Origin of the sequence: Pseudomonas sp. NPDC089392, from assembly GCF_044749595.1 — a bacterium.
Classification (GTDB): domain Bacteria; phylum Pseudomonadota; class Gammaproteobacteria; order Pseudomonadales; family Pseudomonadaceae; genus Aquipseudomonas.
Genome location: NZ_JBIVIF010000014.1, coordinates 54,127 through 73,192 on the forward strand (window position 1 = coordinate 54,127; position 19,066 = coordinate 73,192).

At 59.7% G+C, this 19,066-nt stretch carries 16 protein-coding genes; 5 read left to right on the top strand and 11 right to left on the bottom strand.

All coding sequences use genetic code 11. The annotated features are described in order from the left end of the window. Window positions 1-50: 50 nt before the first annotated feature. From creC to ACIP1G_RS14435, 3 genes are all read right to left on the bottom strand, one after another. Window positions 51-1,484, bottom strand: a complete 1,434-nt coding sequence (creC, locus tag ACIP1G_RS14425) for a two-component system sensor histidine kinase CreC (protein WP_400738026.1) — start codon at window positions 1,482-1,484, stop codon at window positions 51-53. Further along, complete coding sequence (gene creB, locus ACIP1G_RS14430; protein ID WP_400738029.1) at window positions 1,484-2,164, bottom strand: two-component system response regulator CreB; 681 nt, start codon at window positions 2,162-2,164, stop codon at window positions 1,484-1,486. Before creB ends, creC begins: the two co-directional genes overlap by 1 nt. 186 nt (window positions 2,165-2,350) lie before the next feature. After that, complete coding sequence (locus tag ACIP1G_RS14435; protein ID WP_400738032.1) at window positions 2,351-2,851, bottom strand: ATP-dependent zinc protease; 501 nt, start codon at window positions 2,849-2,851, stop codon at window positions 2,351-2,353. 182 nt (window positions 2,852-3,033) lie between these two features. Between ACIP1G_RS14435 and ACIP1G_RS14440 the strand changes: the two genes are divergently transcribed. The 3 genes from ACIP1G_RS14440 (at window position 3,034) to ACIP1G_RS14450 (ending at window position 6,287) form a co-directional block, all read left to right on the top strand. Then, the gene (locus tag ACIP1G_RS14440) at window positions 3,034-3,921 is read left to right on the top strand and encodes an acyltransferase (RefSeq protein ID WP_400738035.1); all 888 of its coding nucleotides are present in this window, start codon (window positions 3,034-3,036) and stop codon (window positions 3,919-3,921) included. A gap of 240 nt (window positions 3,922-4,161) precedes the next feature. Continuing rightward, window positions 4,162-5,511, top strand: coding sequence for an APC family permease (locus ACIP1G_RS14445; protein ID WP_400738038.1), 1,350 nt, complete (start codon window positions 4,162-4,164; stop codon window positions 5,509-5,511). A gap of 92 nt (window positions 5,512-5,603) precedes the next feature. Beyond that, a complete protein-coding gene (locus tag ACIP1G_RS14450) occupies window positions 5,604-6,287 on the top strand; it encodes an RHS repeat-associated core domain-containing protein (protein ID WP_400738041.1) in 684 nt (227 codons plus the stop codon). An 89-nt stretch (window positions 6,288-6,376) separates the two neighbouring features. On the opposite strand, the gene ACIP1G_RS14455 is transcribed toward ACIP1G_RS14450, so the two are convergent. Next, complete coding sequence (locus ACIP1G_RS14455) at window positions 6,377-6,952, bottom strand: DUF2780 domain-containing protein (RefSeq protein WP_400738044.1); 576 nt, start codon at window positions 6,950-6,952, stop codon at window positions 6,377-6,379. A gap of 162 nt (window positions 6,953-7,114) precedes the next feature. On the opposite strand from ACIP1G_RS14455, the gene ACIP1G_RS14460 reads away from it, so the two are divergent. Next, the gene (locus tag ACIP1G_RS14460) at window positions 7,115-8,068 is read left to right on the top strand and encodes an RHS repeat-associated core domain-containing protein (protein WP_400738047.1); all 954 of its coding nucleotides are present in this window, start codon (window positions 7,115-7,117) and stop codon (window positions 8,066-8,068) included. Window positions 8,069-8,132: 64 nt separating this feature from the next. Here ACIP1G_RS14460 and fdhA read toward each other — a convergent pair whose 3' ends face one another. From fdhA to ACIP1G_RS14495, 7 genes are all read right to left on the bottom strand, one after another. After that, a complete protein-coding gene (fdhA, locus tag ACIP1G_RS14465) occupies window positions 8,133-9,332 on the bottom strand; it encodes a formaldehyde dehydrogenase, glutathione-independent (RefSeq protein WP_023532721.1) in 1,200 nt (399 codons plus the stop codon). A 303-nt stretch (window positions 9,333-9,635) separates the two neighbouring features. After that, a complete protein-coding gene (gene purU, locus ACIP1G_RS14470; RefSeq protein ID WP_043202892.1) occupies window positions 9,636-10,493 on the bottom strand; it encodes a formyltetrahydrofolate deformylase in 858 nt (285 codons plus the stop codon). 12 nt (window positions 10,494-10,505) lie between these two features. Beyond that, window positions 10,506-11,138, bottom strand: coding sequence for a sarcosine oxidase subunit gamma (locus ACIP1G_RS14475; RefSeq protein WP_400738050.1), 633 nt, complete (start codon window positions 11,136-11,138; stop codon window positions 10,506-10,508). Between the two features lie 182 nt (window positions 11,139-11,320). Continuing rightward, window positions 11,321-14,335 carry a sarcosine oxidase subunit alpha gene (locus ACIP1G_RS14480; RefSeq protein WP_400738053.1) on the bottom strand — a complete coding sequence of 1,005 codons (3,015 nt, stop codon included), beginning with the start codon at window positions 14,333-14,335 and terminating at the stop codon, window positions 11,321-11,323. Continuing rightward, window positions 14,332-14,667, bottom strand: a complete 336-nt coding sequence (locus ACIP1G_RS14485) for a sarcosine oxidase subunit delta (RefSeq protein ID WP_060512214.1) — start codon at window positions 14,665-14,667, stop codon at window positions 14,332-14,334. Before ACIP1G_RS14485 ends, ACIP1G_RS14480 begins: the two co-directional genes overlap by 4 nt. A gap of 14 nt (window positions 14,668-14,681) precedes the next feature. Further along, window positions 14,682-15,932 carry a sarcosine oxidase subunit beta family protein gene (locus ACIP1G_RS14490; protein WP_016484536.1) on the bottom strand — a complete coding sequence of 417 codons (1,251 nt, stop codon included), beginning with the start codon at window positions 15,930-15,932 and terminating at the stop codon, window positions 14,682-14,684. 15 nt (window positions 15,933-15,947) lie between these two features. Beyond that, on the bottom strand, window positions 15,948-17,201 hold the full coding sequence (locus ACIP1G_RS14495) for a serine hydroxymethyltransferase (protein WP_003255681.1): 1,254 nt from the start codon (window positions 17,199-17,201) through the stop codon (window positions 15,948-15,950). A 316-nt stretch (window positions 17,202-17,517) separates the two neighbouring features. Here ACIP1G_RS14495 and ACIP1G_RS14500 point away from each other — a divergent pair, with 316 nt between their 5' ends. Further along, window positions 17,518-19,017 (top strand): metallophosphoesterase, encoded by a 1,500-nt coding sequence (locus ACIP1G_RS14500; protein WP_400738057.1) that lies wholly within the window; start codon window positions 17,518-17,520, stop codon window positions 19,015-19,017. Window positions 19,018-19,066 lie beyond the last annotated feature (49 nt).

Sequence of the window (19,066 nt, forward strand, 5' to 3'; positions counted from 1 at the left end):
TGTAGGAGCGGCCTTGCGTCGCGATGGGCTGCAAAGCAGCCCCGGCTATCTCAGCTGATCCGCCGCAGCGGCAGCCACAACCTCACCCGCACCCCGCCATCAACGTTATCCACCGCCAACGCCCCACCATGCAGCTGCATCACCTCCGCCACAAAATTCAGCCCCAGCCCGGTGCTCTTGCGCCCACTCCCCGGCCGCGGCAGCGAATAGAACCGCTCGCTCACCCGGCCAATGGCATACGCCGGAATTGCCTGCCCCTGGTTGAACAAACTCAACGCCACCCGCTCGCCATCGCGCTCCAGGTCGAACAGCAGCGCGCCACCCTCCGGGGTAAAGTCCAGCGCGTTGTCGAGCAGGTTGGCCAGCGCCTGGCGCATCAAAAACGGATCACACAACAAACGCATACCAGCCGGCACCCGCTGACGCACCTGCAAATTGGCGCTTTCAATGCGCGGCGCATGGGCCAGCAGCAACTCGTCCACCAACGCCGCCAGCGCCACTTGCTGTTCGTCTTCCAACGCCTGCATCTGCTCCACCCGGGCCAGGTTGAGCAAGCGCTCGATCATCTGCTGCAAGCGGTCGCTTTCCCGCTCGATGTTGCTGGCAAAGCGCACGCGCTGTTCGGCTGGCATGTCGTCCTGCAATAACTCGGAAGCACCCCGAATGGCCGCCAGCGGGCTCTTCAGCTCGTGGGTCAAGGTATGTACGTAGCGTTCGACATAGGCCTTGCCCTCCAGCTGGGTGCGCATGCGTTCCACCGCCTGTGCCAGGTTCGCCAACTCACCGCCCTTGTAATGCGGCAGTTCCGCACGCTCACCTTCACTGACCGCCTGGGCATAAGCCGCCAACTTGCGCAGCGAGCGCGCCAACCACCACGACAGCACCGCGCCAATCAGCAAGCCCAAACCGATCAGCCCTAGGCCCAGGATGAGCAACCGCTGCTCGGAGCGGTCGATGTACGGCTGCAGCGAGCTGTTGGGCTTGGCCACAGTGACCACGCCGATGATCTTGCCGTCGTCGAGGATGGGGGCGCCAACGTGCATCACCGAGGTGCTTTCATCGTTGGGGTCGCTGCGGGTGGAGCGGGCGCCATACTGGCCACGCAGGGTCAGTAGCACGTCGTTCCACTTCGAATAGTCCTTGCCCAGGGCCTCACCGCTGGAGTCCAGCAGCACAATGCCCTTGGCGTCGGTGACATAGATACGATGGCTGACCTGGTTCTTGGCCAGCCCCCAGATCTGCGCGCCCGGGCTGCGCGAGCCGTAGGCCTTGAGTACCTCGGGCAGCCGGCCCTGGTTCAGGGTGCCGGCCTTGACGTCATCGCGCAGGATCTCGGCCAACAGGTTGGCGGTGTCCACCAGCGTTTCTTCGGAAGACTGGCGCACCACCGGGCGGATCTGCTCGCGCACCGTGTTGAGCAGGAAGTAGCCCGCCAGGCCGACGAACAGGAAGTACACCAGGAATATCCGGATACCCAGGCGCATCAGGCATGCTCCGGGTTGTAGCTGTAACCGAGGCCGCGGTGGGTCTGGATTGGCTCGGCGCTGCTGGCCACCTGGCGCAGCTTGGCGCGCAGGCTCTTGATATGGCTGTCGATGGTACGCTCGTAGCCCACGTCGGAGGCCACACCCAGGGCGTCGAGCAGCTGTTCGCGGCTGAACACCCGCTGCGGCTGTTCCAGCAGGCATTGCAGCAGGCGGAATTCGTGACGGGTCAGGGTCAGGGCCTGGCTGCGGTAGGTGATCTGCATGCGCAGGGTGTCGAGCTGGAACAGTGCGGCTTCATTGGCAGGCTCGGCCCTGGGAGCCATGCGCTTGAGAATCGCCCTTACACGTGCGGCCACTTCACGCGGGCTGAAGGGTTTTATCACGTAGTCGTCAGCACCGATCTCCAGGCCTACCACCCGGTCGATTTCACCGTCGCGGGCGCTGAGGAACATCACCGGTACTTCACTGAAGCGGCGCAGTTGGCGGCAGGTCTCGAAGCCGCTGATATCGGGCAGGCCGATGTCGAGGATGATCAGGTCAGCCGGGCGCTGGCGCTGCTGGTCGAGGGCGGCGCTGCCCAAGGTCACCCATTCGGTGCTGTGGCCGTCGGCCTGCAGGGCGTAGACCAGGGTGTCGGCGATGGCAGCTTCGTCTTCGACGATGAGGATATGGGGCATGGCGTCCGGGCCTGTGCAGGTCTCTATGGCGACGCCTTATAGTGTAGGAGCGGCCTTGTGTCGCGATAGGGCCGCAGAGCGGCCCCTCGGAATTCAACGATAACGCATGAATTGCCGGGGCTGCGTTGCAGCCCTATCGCGACGCAAGGCCGCTCCTACAAAAAGCGGGGCCAGTCTGGCTTTGGGTCAGCAGCCAGGCTTGCCAGCCGTAAACTTCTTCGCCGGGTTCACTGCCGCCTTGAACTCGCGCAGCGCCTTGGAGCCGATCAGCAGAGGGTAGTTGAAGCTGCTGCGGTCCACGAGGTTCACTTCCACGGTGCGCTTCACGTCACCCAGGCACAGCTCCAGGTCGACCACCGGGCGCTTGGAGATTTCCGGTGCATCGCCTTCCTCCTCTTCATCGGCACGGCCCTTGATCTTGCTGATGCGCGAGACCTTGTGCTCGTACACCTTGCCATCCGAATCCTTGGTCGCCAGGCGGAAGCGCACCCACTCGTCACCATCACGGGTGAACAGCTCGATGTCCTTGGCCGACAGCGACGCAGTAAAGGCACCGGTGTCCATCTTGGCTTTCAGGGTTTCGCCCAGTTCGGGCAGGGCGATGTTCTCGTACCGACCGTAGATCGTGGGTTCGGCGGCCATTACCGGCAATGCCAACAGCGACAATATGGCAAACAGAGATTTCACAAGCAGGCTTCCTTGAGAAGGGTCAGTGCTTAGACTGCACTGGCAGGATAGGTTCGATGAAACAAGCCTAACCAACATAATGTGAAACATTTGTCCCCGCCGTCGGGCATCGGATATTTGGCGTAGGCCACGGCGCTGCTTATCATTGCCAACCGTTTATCTCCCACAACAAGAGTCTCTTTATGCGTCGCCTGCTGACCGGCATTCTTACAACCACCCTGCTGCTGCTCAACACTGTGGTGATGATCTGCCCGCTGCTGGTCTTCGCCCTGCTCAAGCTGGTGTTGCCGGGCCGGTGGCGAGACTATGCCTCTGCAGCGGTAATGTGGGTGGCCGAGGCGTGGTCGGAAATCGACAAAGCGATCTTCGCCTTGTGCATCCCCACCCAGTGGGACATCCGCGGCGTGGAGAACCTGCGCAAGGACACCTCCTACCTGGCCGTGAGCAACCACCAGACCTGGGTCGACATTCCGGCACTGATCGAAAGCCTCAACCGCCGCACGCCGTTCTTCAAATTCTTCCTGAAGAAAGAGCTGATCTGGGTGCCGCTGCTGGGGCTGGCCTGGTGGGGGCTGGATTACCCGTTCATGAAGCGCTACAGCAAGGCGTTTCTGGAGAAGCACCCGGAGCTGAAGGGCAAGGACCTGGAAATCACCAAGGCGGCCTGCGAGCTGTTCAAGCGCCAGCCGGTGACTGTGGTGAACTACCTGGAGGGCACGCGGTTTACAGAGGCCAAACGCCAGGAACAACAGTCGCCGTATCGTTACCTGCTAAAGCCCAAGGCCGGTGGCGTGGCGTTCGTGCTGGCGGCGCTGGGTGAGCAGCTGGATGCCTTGCTCGACGTGACGATCGTCTACCCGGGCAACAAGGCGCCAGGGTTCTGGGACTTGCTCAATGGCAGCATCAGCCGGGTGATTATCGACATTCAGGTGCGCGAGCTGGACCCGGCGCTGTGGGCGGGGGATTACGAGAATGATCCTGAGTTTCGTCAGACTGTGCAGGCCTGGGTGAACCAGTTGTGGGTGGACAAGGATCAGCGGATCGAGAAACTGCGGGCGGAAATGAGCTGAGATCTTTACCGCCTGATCCGGCCTCTTCGCGGGTAAACCCGCTCCTACACTGGCAACCTTCAGGCCTGCGCCGCCCCTTGTAGGAGCGGGTTCACCCGCGAAGAGGCCGGACCTGCCATAGCCAGAACCCGATTAAAACCAAGGCTAATAATCAGCATAAGGATTACTTTTTTGTCATCCCCCACCTAAGTGGATAAAAATCGACCAAAGCACAACTACAAAAACGCTCTGGATCGAACGATGGCCAACCCACCCAGCTCCACCCCCGCCCAGCTCCGCCGTGTCCTCGGCCTGCCCGCCCTGGTGTTTTTCGGCCTGGTGTACATGGTCCCGCTGACCATCTTCACCACCTACGGCATCGTCACTGAACTCACCGGCGGCCGCACCGCTGCCGCCTACATGGTCACGCTGGTGGCCATGCTGTTCACCGCCGCGTCCTACAGCTTCATGGTCAAGCGCTTCCCGGTTGCAGGCTCGGCATACTCCTACACCAACATGGCGTTCGGCCCCAACGTCGGCTTCCTGGCCGGCTGGTCGCTGCTGCTGGACTACCTGTTCCTGCCGATGATCAACTACCTGCTGATCGGCCTGTTCCTCAACATCGCCTTCCCGGCTATCCCGGCGTGGTCCATCGCGCTGGCCTCGATCGCCCTGGTCACGGTGCTCAACGTGATCGGCATCCACTCGGTTGCCAAGACCAGCAACCTGATCGTTGGCGCGCAGATCGTGTTCATCGTGGTATTCGTCGCCCTGTCCTGCCAGTCGCTGGCCGGCCAGCCGCTGGACCTGTTGTCACCGCTGCTGGGTGATGGCTCGCAGCCTGGCTTCGGCCCGATCATGGCTGGCGCGGCGGTACTGTGCCTGTCGTTCCTCGGTTTCGATGCCGTCTCGACCCTTGCCGAAGAATGCCGCGATGCCCGCCGTGATGTGCCACGGGCGATCATCCTTACTACGTTGTTTGCCGGCGTGCTGTTCACCGTGCTGGCGTACGTCAGCCAGTTGGTATTGCCGGGCAGCAGCTTTGCCAATGCCGACGCGGCGGCCAACGAGGTGATGTTCAAGGCTGGCGGGCAGTTCCTGGCCAACTTCTTCACTGCTGCGTATGTTGCTGGCAGCCTGGGTTCGGCGCTAGCTTCGCAGGCGGCGGTATCGCGCATCCTGTTCACCATGGGGCGCGACAACGTGCTGCCACGTCGCACCTTTGGTTACCTGTCGCCGCGTTTCGGCACACCGGTGTTTGCCATTGCGCTGGTGTCGGCGTTTTCGCTGCTGGCCTTGGTGATCGACCTGGCGACCCTCGCCTCGCTGATCAGCTTTGGTGCGCTGGTGGCGTTTTCGGCGGTGAACCTGGCGGTGGTGAAGACACACCTGATGGACGATGCCTCGCAGCGTAACTTCAAAGGCCTGCTGAGCTATGGCCTGGTGCCGCTGGTGGGGTTGGGGCTAACCTTGTGGCTGTGGACCAGCTTGTCGGCGCTGACCTTGGTGATTGGCCTGTGCTGGTTTGCCCTGGGCCTGGCGTACCTGGCGGTGCTGACCGCAGGCTTCCGACGCCCGGTGCGCCTGGTGGACTTCACAGAAGCGGGCTGACGCCAGCTTCGTGCACTGACAGTTTTGCTAGTTGTGCGTGGCCTCGCGAATAGCAAGACTACAAGCATACAAGCATTGCGAGGTCAGACGCGGTGTCATTCCCACGCTCCTATAGCCCTTACGGGCAACATTCAAACAAAGGCAGCCAGGCAATCATGCTTGGCTTCAATGGTGAGCGATATGACCCGCTCTCCCGCACATATGCACTGGGCCAGGGCTACCGCAGCTACAGCCCGGCCTTGATGCGCTTTCAGGGCCCCGACGATCTCAGCCCGTTCGGTCAAGGTGGTATTAACGCTTATGCTTTCTGCGCAGATGACCCTGTAAACTATCGTGACCCCACGGGGCATATGCGATTGAAACTGGTGATAAACAATATTGTCAAACTGGTTTCTGGTTATTTTCGAAACCCCAGTACCGCTAGGGCCGAAAATGGATTGCCACGTGGCATTTTGAAAAACCCTGAGACCGCCGGGGTAAAAAAAACGCTACATTTTAGCAACATACCTTCACGTGCGACCTACTCAAAAGAAGCGCCCCTTTCAAAACAGGAACAATTTAGATACCGGATCGACCTCATGAAGCATTTCGAAAGAGAGTTCGCAGCTAGCGAACACCTACTTAATGAACGTGCCTATCTTAACGAGGAAAGTACAGCATTCACGTTCAACAGGTTCACAGTGAATGTCACATACGAAAAAAGGCTTGATAGCCTTAACGAAGTAAAACGACGATTTGACTATCTTGAGCGGGAGATTCGCAAAACACGCTCATGAAAATCTACTGGAAAAATTCGTTCAAAAGCAAGGGGCACTGATCGCTCGTCCCTGCGCGGTATATCTGTGAGCTCCAGTGCCCTCTGAACTCATACCGACGGTGCGGATGCGATTGCCGGCGTAGTCCACAAACTCCCCAGACTCTGCAGCAACGACCCAGCAATCCCCTGCTGCCCCAGGTACTGCAACAGCAACGGCGCAAACTGCCCGATCATCCCGGTATCCATGCCCAGTGCCTTGAACGCATTGTCCAGGTCGCTGCGGTTCTCCACATTGCCACCCAGCGCATTGTTCAACGCCGACGGGTTCTCGCTGTTCTTGCCCAGTAAATCGCCCAACCCACTCAACCCACCCAGCGCATTGGCCCCCGCCAGTAGGTCCAGCCCCGGCACTGCCTTGGTCAGCTGGCCATAGTCCTCGCTGCTGAGATTGTTGCGTGCCAACCCCAACATCGCCCCCGCCCCGCCCACAGCTTGTTCGGGGGTGATCTTCAATTCGCTGCCCAGGGTGTTAAGCAAATTGGCCTGCGCCTCGGGCGCCTGCACCTGGCCTTGCTGTTGCTGGTTTTGCATGGCGGAGACGGCGTTGGCGGCGTCGCTGAGGTTGAAGGCGAACGCCGGGCTTGCGGCCAGGGTCATCAGGGTTGCAAGGGTGAATGCTTTCATCGGGAGGGACCTCGGTTGGCCGGGATGGCCTGGGAAACGAGGGATTTGACTCGGGGTTTGGAGATTTGTTCCAGATGCCTTGCCACCTGATAAATCTGCCAGTTGTTGCCATCCACGAGAACGCGCAGAGTTGATCACCACCCATCCCTAGAGGCAGATAAAATGACAGACGGGACGAACGGTAAGGTCGAGCCTGACAATGCAAGCACCACTCAAAAGCCTGTAAACCTGGCGAGCGGAAAAGCCATGCTCTTTTACCATCAAGGCAAAATTTCTACACGCATCTCTGAGCAGGGTAATCATCGGATTTTATGGGCGCAAGAGATACCTACAGCTCAGTCTGAACCTACACAGGTAGTCAGTTTTTTAAACATCGACTACAACAACTCCGTACTTGGCATGCCGGGTAGCTGTAAGAAATATACACCTTACGGTTACGTTAAGCAGGAACAAAGCACACCGTTTCTTGGCTTCAACGGACAGTGGCTCGACTCATCGACAGAGGGCTATGCGCTGGGCAACGGGTATAGGCTATACAATCCTGCACTTCTGCGATTCCACAGTCCTGACGAACTTAGCCCCTTTGACAGGGGCGGGATCAATTGTTATGCCTATTGTGAAGGTGACCCTACAAACAACACAGATCCAACAGGACACTCGATTCTTAAGGGCTTCAAAAATTTCTTCGGAGGCAGAAGAGCGAAAAAATTAGAAAGAATTGAATACCGCAATATTAAAGCAAAGGAGCACAATAGACTTAACAACTTATTCGATGAAAGACCCAACTTAAATAAGGACGGCACAGTCAACTTAAAAAACCTACTAGAAAACGACGATTACTACTCCACCTATGTAACCTCAAAATTCAAAGACCCCCTTAAGAAGAAAGATATGGAATATGCAAAAAAATACGATCTTCTTACTCCTACAAACCAGCACAGCCAGCGTGCCGAAACCTTCGAACTAGCTTCAAAACACAAAAAGAATCTTTCAAAATTGGCAAGAGCAGTTGAACGACAACATAACGAAGAGTTAGAAGCCATTCTTCCAGGCAACCCAATCGATACAAGACACAATTTCCTCAGCCCCACTAGAATTAGAGGGGAACAATCGTAATACGTAGTTCGTGAAAATTCTAAAAAGCCCCTTGGCTAGAGGGGCTTTTCTTACACAATATTGATTACGCCGCACCCCACATCTTGTGCGGATCAATCACAAACTTCTTCGGCACCCCTGCATCAAACTCGCCATACCCTTCCGGCGCCTGGTCAAGGTTGATCACCTGCACGCCCACCACTTCGGCAATGTTGATGCGGTCCCACATGATCGCCTGCATCAGCTGGCGATTGTACTTCATGGTCGGAGTCTGGCCGGTGTGGAAGCTGTGCGACTTGGCCCAGCCCAGGCCAAAGCGGATGCTCAGCGCGCCGATCTTGGCAGCAGCATCCACCGCGCCCGGGTCTTCGGTCACGTACAGGCCCGGGATACCGATCTGGCCGGCAACGCGGGTTACCTGCATCAGCGAGTTCAGCACGGTGGCCGGGGCCTCATGCTTGGCGCCTTCATGGCCATGGCCACGGGCCTCGAAGCCTACTGCGTCGACGGCGCAGTCCACTTCCGGCTCGCCGAGGATGTCGACGATCTGCTCGTGCAGCGGGGTGTCCTTGGACAGGTCGACCACTTCGAAGCCCTGGGACTTGGCGTGGGCCAGGCGGGCCGGGTTCAGGTCACCGACGATGACGCAGGCGGCGCCCAGCAGGCGCGCCGAGGCAGCGGCGGCCAGGCCGACCGGGCCGGCGCCAGCGACGTAAACGGTGCTGCCTGGGCCAACGCCGGCAGTGACGGCGCCGTGGTAGCCGGTTGGCAGGATGTCGGACAGGCAGGTCAGGTCACGGATCTTCTCCATGGCCTTGTCGCGCTCTGGCAGTTTCAGCAGGTTGAAGTCGGCGTATGGCACCAGCACGTATTCGGCCTGGCCGCCGGTCCAGTCGCCCATGTCGACGTAGCCGTAGGCACCCCCGGCGCGGGCCGGGTTGACGGTGAGGCAGACACCGGTGTGCATTTCTTTGCAGGAGCGGCAACGGCCGCAGGCAACGTTGAACGGTACCGAAACCAGGTCGCCGATCTGCATGCGCTCTACGTCGCTGCCCTTCTCGACGATTTCACCGGTGATTTCGTGGCCCAGGACCAGGCCGACCTGGGCAGTGGTGCGGCCGCGAACCATGTGCTGGTCGGAGCCGCAGATGTTGGTGGAGACCACCTTCAGGATTACGCCGTGCTCGATCTTCTTGCCGCGTGGGTCCTGCATTTTCGGGTAGTCGATCTTCTGCACCTCGACCTTGCCGGCGCCGAGATATACCACTCCACGATTGCCAGACATGCTCTTACCTCGCTTGATTTTTATTTATGCAGCGGTGGTGGAACGCGCCGCCATCCGTGGGCGGCATGTGTTTCTGGAATGAGGGGAATTGTGGGCCGGATGGGGCGAAGTGCGCTGACTGGGAACGACAGAGAGATGCCTTTTAGCGGCAGGGTTGTCGTTGGAGGATATGGAAGGAAAGAGAGTGCTGGCCTGTGCCGGCCTCTTCGCGGCTAAAGCCGCTCCTACAGGGTTTGATGCAGGTTTCAAGAGCATCGGTACCTGTAGGAGCGGCTTTAGCCGCGAAGAGGCCAGTACAGGCTATTACAAAACTACAGTCCGGTTGGCGTTGAGGAACACTCGCCGTTCAATGTGATACCCCACCGCCCGCGCCAAGGTCAGGCATTCGATATCGCGCCCTTTGGCAATCAGATCTTCCGGGTAATGGCTGTGGTCCACCACCTCGACACCCTGGGCAATGATCGGCCCTTCGTCGAGGTCGTTGTTGATGTAGTGCGCCGTGGCACCGACCATCTTCACGCCCTTGTTGTACGCCTGGTGATAAGGCTTGGCGCCCTTGAACCCTGGCAGCAACGAGTGGTGAATGTTGATCGCCCAGCCATCCAGGCGTCGGCACAGCTCTGGCGACAGCACCTGCATATAACGCGCAAGAATCACCAGCTCGGCGCCGGTTTCCTCGATCACCTGCAACACCTTGCGCTCTTGCCCCGCCTTGTCGTTGGGGTCGAGAGCAAAGTGGTAGTAAGGAATCTTGTGCCAATGCGCCAGTGGCTCGAGATCAGGGTGGTTGGACACCACCGCGACCACGTCCATGCCCAGCTGGCCGATACGCTGGCGATACAGCAAATCGTTAAGGCAATGGTCGGCCTTGGACACCATGATCACCACCTTGGGGCGATGATTGGGTGCAGTCAGCTCAAACGTCATGCCAAACGCATCGCTGCGCTCGGCAAGGCCGGCACGGAAGCCGGCTTCGTCGAAATCGTCCGGCTGGCGGAACTCCACGCGAATGAAGAAACGCCCCGACTGCCGGTCATCGAAGGAGTGGTGCTCCGTCACGTAGCAGCGCTGCTCGAAGAGGTAACGCGTCACCACGTCGACGGTGCCGAGCATGCTCGGGCAGTCGGCGGTGAGAATCCAGGTATCCGGTGCCCGACTCATGTTCTGTTCTCCTTAAGCTTCGATGCTCAGGCCGTACTCGGCCGAAGCGTCCTGCAGCCACAGCCACCAGTAGTCGGAGAAGCTGCGGCGAATCACCAGTTCCCAGGTGTCTTCGGCGGTACGGCGGATCACCAGTTGCGACTTGGCGAACACGGTGCCGACAGCTTTGCCTACCGGGAAGTTGTTCGGGTGAACATCATAGCTGGTGGATTTCATCAGCACTTCGCGCACGTTCGGGCCGCGCAGTTCCAGCAGGCTTTGCCCACCGCTGACGTTGACCACCTGGATGTGCTGGCCTTCAAGGGCCGCGCGCAGCTTTTGCTCGACCGCCAGTTCCTGGCCGCCGGGTACGATCAGCAGCCACTCGTCGGGGCCGACCCATTGCAGCGACATGTCTTTGTTGGCGACCACGGTCAGTGCCACGGGCAGCTCCAGGCCCAGGGCCTTGTGCACACCGGCGGCGAATTCCGGGTTGTGGCCATCGCCACGAATGGTCAGGTGGCCGAGGAACTTGCGTTCACGCAGGGTTACGCCTGCGTTCTTGCGGCCTTTACCAACCAGGCTGGCCAGGTCGGCGTGGTGCAGTGGCGACTGGGCCTTGGCCTCGGCGCCGGGGTTTTGCTGGAAGACGTTGATAGCGCTCATTTCTTACCTGCCTTGAATTCTGTTGATCGCGAAGACCTGAGGTAGAACCTGTAGCCACTGGTTGTAGAGATCCATTGTAGGAGCGGGTTTACCCGCGAAGAGGGCGGTAAATCCACCATCGCATTCGCGGGTAAACCCGCTCCTACAAGGACCGCATTCCAATCAGTGCTACCGGTGAAGCCTCAAACGTTCTGCCGCTCACCCTTCGGATCGAAGAACACCGAAGACACGATCTCCGCCTCGATCACGCTGCCATCCGCCTGCGGCGAGTACACACGTTCGCCCATGCGCTTGAGGCCGCCTTTGACCACGCCCATGGCAAACGAGTAGCCCAGGGAGTTGGATGCGTAGCTGGAGGTGACGTGGCCAACCATGTCCATCGGGATCGGCTGCTTCGGATCGAACACCAGCTGGGCGCCTTCCGGCAGCCATTGGGTCGGGTCGACCGGCTTCAGGCCTACCAGCTGCTTGCGGTTCTCGCGCACGCAGTCTTCGCGGTTCATGCCACGCAGGCCGATCCACGAGTACGGCTTGTTGCGGCCCACACACCAGCTCATGTTCAGGTCGTCCGGGTTCATCGAGCCATCGGTATCCTGGCCAACGATGATGAAGCCCTTCTCGGCACGCAGTACGTGCATGGTTTCGGTGCCGTACGGGGTCAGGTTGTACTTCTTGCCTGCCTCGATGATCTTTTCCAGCACGCCCATGGCGTAGTTGGCCTGCACGTTGACTTCGTACGACAGCTCACCGGTAAAGGAGATGCGGAATACGCGGGCAGGTACGCCGCCAACGTTGCCTTCCTTCCAGGTCATGAACGGGAAGGCTTCCTTGTCCATGTCGATGTCGGTCAGCTCGCTGAGCAGCTTGCGGCTGTTGGGGCCGGACAGGGTCATGGTCGCCCAGTGGTCAGTGACCGAGGTGAAGTACACCTTCAGTTCCGGCCATTCGGTCTGGTGATACAGCTCCATCCACTGCAGCACTCGGGCGGCGCCGCCGGTGGTGGTGGTCATGATGAAGTGGTTGTCGCCGACGCAGGCGGTTACGCCGTCGTCGAAGACCATGCCGTCTTCCTTGCACATCAGGCCGTAACGGGCCTTGCCCACATCGAGCTTGGTCCAGGCGTTGGTGTAGATGCGGTTGAGGAACTCGCGGGCATCCGGGCCCTGGATGTCGATCTTGCCCAGGGTGGAGGCGTCCAGCAGGCCCACGCTGTCACGCACGGCCTTGCATTCGCGGGCCACGGCAGCATGGATGTCTTCACCGGCTTTCGGGAAGTACCAAGGGCGCTTCCACTGGCCGACGTCTTCGAACTCGGCGCCGTTCTTCACGTGCCAGGCATGCAGGGCGGTGAAGCGCACAGGTTCGAACAGGTGACCACAGTGGCGGCCCGCTACTGCACCGAAGGTAACCGGCGTGTAGTTGGGGCGGAACATGGTGGTACCCATTTCCGGGATGGTGATGCCGATCGAACGGGCGGCGATGGCCAGGCCGTTGATATTGCCCAGTTTGCCCTGGTCGGTACCGAAGCCCAGCGCGGTGTAGCGCTTGACGTGCTCGACCGATTCGAAGCCTTCACGGGTGGCCAGCTCGATACCGGCGGCGGTCACGTCGTTCTGCTGGTCAACGAACTGCTTCGGCCCTTTGGTGCCCTTGTCGTGCGGCACCTGGAACAGTGCCACGGTGGCCTCTTCCTTGCGCGCAACGGTTTTCGGCAGGCTGCCAACGGTGGCCTTGAAGCCTGCTTCGGTCGCTGCGCGAACGCCGCCTTCGAAACCATCGGCAATCACATCGCCCAGGGCGTAGACGCCATTGATGCCACCCACGCACTCACGTTTCTGCGGGGCATCGCCCGGCACGAAGCCGAGGATGTCGTCACGCCATACCGGGCGACCGCCCAGGTGCGACGCCAGGTGAACGATCGGGCTGTAGCCGCCCGAAGTGGCGATCAGGTCGCACTCGAGGGTTTCGCCAGGGCTGGTGACCTTGTGTGCCTGCACATCGATGGCCGCCACGCGGGCGCCGGTGACGTGCTTGCTGCCTTTGGCCTCGACCACGGCGCTGGAGGTGAGGATGCGAATGCCTTTGGCACGCGCTTCTTCAACCAGCGAGCCACGCGGGTTGTGGCGGGCGTCGGCGATGGCGACCACTTGCAGGCCAGCGTCATGCCAGTCCAGCGCGGCGCGGTAAGCGTGGTCGTTGTTGGTCGACAGCACCAGCTTGCGGCCTGGGGCCACGCCGTAACGGCGCACGTAGGTGGACACGGCACCGGCCAGCATGTTGCCCGGCACGTCGTTGTTGCCGTAAACCAATGGGCGCTCGTGGGCGCCGGCAGCCAGTACCACGCGCTTGGCGCGGACGCGGTGCACGCGGTGGCGTACCTGGCCGATCGGGGCGCGGTCGCCCAGGTGGTCGGTGAGGCGCTCGTGGATGGTCAGGAAGTTATGGTCGTGGTAGCCGTTGACCGTGGCGCGTGGCAGCAGGGTCACTTCCGGCAGGCCTTCCAGCTCCTTGACCACCGCGTTGACCCAGTCGGCGGCAGGCTTGCCGTCGAGGGTTTCGCGGGTGTCGAGCAGGCTGCCGCCGAACTCTTCCTGCTCGTCAGCCAAGATCACGCGGGCACCGCTGCGCGCGGCGGCCAGTGCGGCAGCCAGGCCAGCAGGGCCGGCGCCGACGATCAGCACGTCGCAGTGCTGGTTCATGTAGTCGTAGCTGTCCGGGTCGTTCTGCAGCGGCGCACGGCCCAGGCCGGCTGCCTTGCGGATGTACTTCTCGTAAGTCATCCAGAACGATTTCGGGTACATGAAGGTTTTGTAGTAGAAGCCCGGCGGCATCATGCTGCCGCCCACCTTGCCAAGGATGCCCATGACGTCGTTGTTGACGTTCGGCCAGCCGTTGGTGCTGGTGGCTACAAGACCTGCGTACAGCGCTTGCTGGGTGGCACGCACGTTGGGGATCTGGGTGGCTTCGCTGGAGCCAATCTGCAGGATGGCGTTCGGCTCTTCGGTACCGGCAGCAATGATGCCGCGTGGGCGCGAGTACTTGAAGCTGCGGCCAACGATGTCGACGCCGTTGGCCAGCAACGCGGCAGCCAGGCTGTCACCGGCATAACCCTGGTAGGTCTTGCCGTTGAAGGTGAAGTTCAGGACCTTGCTGCGGTCGATGCGGCCGCCGCTGGCGAGGCGATAGGTCTGGCTCATACTTTTTCCCCTTGGCCTTTGACGGCGGACGGTGCGGTCGCAGCTTTGCCATCAGCGGTCACTTGCGGCTTCTGGCCAATCTTGTAGGTTTCCAGAATCTCGTAGGTCACGGTGTTGCGGGTGACGTTGAAGTACTGGCGGCAGCCGGCAACGTGGTCCCACAGTTCATGGTGAATACCGCGTGGGTTGTCACGGTAGAACATGTAGGTACCCCACTCCTCGTCGGAGCAGGCGGCAGGGTCCAGCGGGCGGGCGATGTGCGCCTGGCCAGAGGCGTGGAACTCTTCTTCGGAGCGCAGCTCGCCGCAGTGGGGACAAAAAATATGCAACATGACGGTGTCTCCGGTTAGTGGGCGACGGCGGCGGCGCCGTGTTCGTCGATCAGTGCGCCGTTGTAGAAACGGTCCATGGAGAACGGCGCAGCCAGTGGGTGCATTTCGCCCTTGGCCAGGCTCGCGGCGAAGACGTTGCCCGAACCCGGGGTCGCCTTGAAGCCGCCAGTACCCCAACCGCAGTTGAAGAACATGTTCTTGACCGGGGTCTTGGTGATGATCGGGCAAGCGTCCGGCGAGGTATCGACGATGCCGCCCCACTGGCGGTTCATGCGAACGCGCGACAGGTTGGGGAACATCTCGACGATGGCTTGCAGGGTGTGCTCGATCACCGGGTACGAACCGCGCTGGCCGTAGCCGACCCAACCGTCGATACCGGCACCGATCACCAGGTCACCCTTGTCGGATTGGCTGATGTAGCCGTGTACCGCGTTGGACATGATCACGCTGTCGATGATCGGCTTGATCGGCTCGGATACCAGGGCTTGCAGCGGGTGCGATTCCAGCGGCAGGCGGAAGCCGGCCAGCTTGGCCATGTGCCCGGAGTTACCGGCGGTGACCACGCCGACGCGCTTGGCGCCGATGAAGCCTTTGTTGGTTTCCACACCGATGACCGCGCCGTTTTCCTTGCGGAAACCGATCACTTCGGTCTGCTGGATCAGGTCTACGCCCAGGGCGTCGGCGGCACGGGCATAGCCCCAGGCCACGGCGTCGTGACGGGCCACGCCACCACGGCGCTGAACGGTCGCGCCCAGGATTGGGTAGCGGGTGTTCTTCGAGCAGTCCAGGTACGGGATTTCGGCCGCGACCTGGGCGGTGTTCAGCAACTCGCCATCAACGCCGTTGAGGCGGTTGGCAGAGACGCGACGCTCAGAGTCACGAATGTCCTGCAGGGTGTGGCACAGGTTGTACACACCGCGCTGGGAGAACATCACGTTGTAGTTGATGTCCTGGGACAGCCCTTCCCACAGCTTCATGGCGTGTTCGTACAGCTGCGCCGACTCGTCCCACAGGTAGTTGGAACGCACGATGGTGGTGTTACGGGCGGTGTTGCCGCCGCCCAGGTAGCCCTTCTCGATCACGGCAACGTTGGTGATGCCGTGCTCTTTGGCCAGGTAGTAGGCCGTGGCCAGGCCATGGCCGCCACCGCCAACGATGACCACGTCATACACCTTTTTAGGGGTCGGCGTGCGCCACATGCGCTGCCAGTTTTCGTGGTGGCTGAGGGAGTGTTTGAAAAGGCCGAAGCCCGAGTAGCGTTGCATGGTCGTTTACTCCACTCAGCGGTAAACAGGGAAGTCGGCGCACAGGGCTGCGACATTCTTCGCCACATCGGCTTCGACGTCAGCGTCACCGAGGTTGTCGAGGATGTCGCAGATCCAGCCGGCCAGGGCCACACACTGGGCTACCTTGAAGCCACGGGTGGTGACGGCCGGGGTGCCGATGCGCAGGCCCGAGGTGACGAACGGCGACTGCGGGTCGTTCGGCACGGCGTTCTTGTTGACGGTGATGTGCGCGCGGCCCAGGGCGGCGTCGGCATCTTTACCGGTCAGGCCCTGGCGAATCAGGCTGACCAGGAACAGGTGGTTGTCGGTGCCACCGGAAACCACGTCGTAGCCGCGGTCGATGAACACCTGGGCCATGGCCTGGGCGTTTTCGATCACTTGCTGCTGGTAGGCCTTGAAGCCAGGCTCCAGCGCTTCCTTGAAGCACACGGCCTTGGCGGCGATCACGTGCATCAGCGGGCCGCCCTGGGCGCCAGGGAATACCGCGGCGTTGAGCTTTTTCTCGATCTCTTCGTTGGACTTGGCCAGGATCAGGCCGCCACGTGGACCGCGCAGGGTCTTGTGGGTGGTGGTGGTGACTACGTCAGCGAACGGGATCGGGTTCGGGTACAGGCCAGCGGCAACCAGGCCGGCAACGTGGGCCATGTCGACGAACAGCAGCGCACCGACCTTGTCGGCGATGGCGCGGAAGCGTGGGAAGTCGAGGGTCTTGGAGTAGGCCGAGAAACCGGCAACGATCATTTTTGGCTTGTGCTCGACCGCCAGGCGCTCGACTTCGTCGTAGTCGATCAGGCCGGTGTTGGTGTCGATGCCATATTGCACAGCGTTGTACAGTTTGCCCGAGGACGACACCTTGGCGCCGTGGGTCAGGTGGCCGCCGTGGGCCAGGCTCATGCCGAGGATGGTGTCACCGGCTTGCAGCAGGGCCAGGTAGACAGCGCCGTTGGCCGACGAGCCGGAGTGCGGCTGGACGTTGGCGTAGTCGGCACCGAACAACTGCTTGGCGCGCTCGATGGCCAGGGCTTCTACCTTGTCCACGTGCTCGCAGCCACCGTAGTAGCGTTTGCCTGGGTAGCCTTCGGCGTACTTGTTGGTCAGGCCGCTGCCTTGGGCCTGCATCACGCGCTTGGAGGTGTAGTTTTCCGAGGCGATCAGCTCGATGTGGTCTTCCTGGCGCTGTTCTTCGGCATTCATCGCCGCCAGCAGTGCATCGTCGTAACCCTGGATTTGGTCTTGCTTGCTGAACATCGTGTATCTCCCGGCAGCGATCGTTTTTTGTCGTGGGGCACTGTGGCCCTTTGTGGCGATGTTATGACTGGGCGGGGCAGGTCAGATGCCTGCGCACGCCTTGCAATGGCGCGTTTACGACATTCGCGGCCTTTATCACCTCACTGATCTACGGTTCGTCTCTTCAAGCTTCCTTCACGTAGCTCAAATCGGCGAAATGGAGCCAGGTTTAAGAAGATTTCCCCCTCATGCAAGCGGGCATCAAAACTATCATTTTTGACAGTAGCCGCGCCTCGGGCCGAGCAATATATTTGGCAAACGCCTCAGGAGAGCAATTATGTTCACATCAAAAAAGCATTCTTGTAATATATTATTGCTTGCACTGCTTACTCTTGCGGGGTGCAGCACCCGCAATGACCCAACAACTTCACAGTCGCCAACGCCTCAATCGATATCTGATGGGTGCGAGGTAACCTATAGAGACACATCGCTTTTTGCCAACTACATTTCCGGGAACTGGCAAGCTTCCAACAACCTCCAGAAACTGATCATTGCCTCGGACACTCAAGCCTTTCGATACCTCGACTCTTCAGGCAATGATCAAATAAGCGAGAGCTCATGGAATAGAGTCATGGGAAGCATTACGTCTTTACTCAAAGTTGAACGAAACGGCGACAAATACGTCCCATTAATCATCAATGGCGACATAACCGATTATGGCCATGGTAATGAACGAAAGAGTTTCCGTTCTCAAATTACCAAATCGCCAAGCAGCACCCCAGGGCCATTGTTCCTCCCCGGGTTAGGCAACCATGATTACGATCAGAATGTTGGTAACTGCGCAAACAATGGGTGTGCACGCGACGCCGTATGCGACCATATCATGTGGACCAAGACCATTCAAAACAGCGGCAGCGCAGTTAACTTTGATCACACCTTTGCCGGCGAAACACATACGGGGTCATTGGCCTACTCCTTCGACATCGGTAACATTCACGTGATACAGCTCAACAACGAGCCCACTTACACAAACTACTTTGAAACCGGTGGCAGTACTGCGGTGGGCGCCAAACGAAAGTTTAATATAACTTCGTCCATGGCGTGGCTAGAGAAAGACCTTATCGCTGCCAAATCACGCGGAAAATATACAATCATAAACCTGCATAAAATCAATCAATGGGAGAATGAAAGCGTACGCCTGGGTAAATTCACACAACTCATCCAAGACAAAAAGGTGATCGCGATTTTCGCCGGACACTATCACAAGCTACTCGGCAAGTACGGGAACTTTGGTAAAATCCCTTCATTCCAGAGTGGTGCATTGATGGGTAAAACCTATATAAGACTCCTTTACAACCACAACGAGCGGGCAGTACAAGTCAACTGGTACCACGGCCCGACCGAAAGGGGAGAATACAAATACAATGCTGACACGTACATCCCCATAGCCCCACCGATCGGAGCCCCAAAGGCCATCCTTACTTATTATAAAGGCAAGAATTTCATGGGCGCCTCATGCACAGTCGAGCTTTTACCCGGTGCGGTTAAAAAAATAAACAGCGCCTGCCCGGGATACGGTTCGCAAGCGGGAACATCCTTTAAAATCAGGGGATTCGGAGACGGCAAAAAACTGCACCAGTTCTGCCTCGCCATCCCCTACTTCGGTGGAAACCGTTGCTACATAGGAACGTATAAAGGTGATTTCGAAGTTCCTGATCTGACCCCGCTGGCCAAACTTCCTATTGGCCTTTTAGAAACACGGCTGGGGAACGACAACGGCTATGAAAATTTCACCTATCAAGATTACGACTCGCGTGCAGAAGCTCAAGCAGATTAGACGCTGACGCTGTAAACGCAGGCAGCACCTTGGCAGACGGAATGCGCCA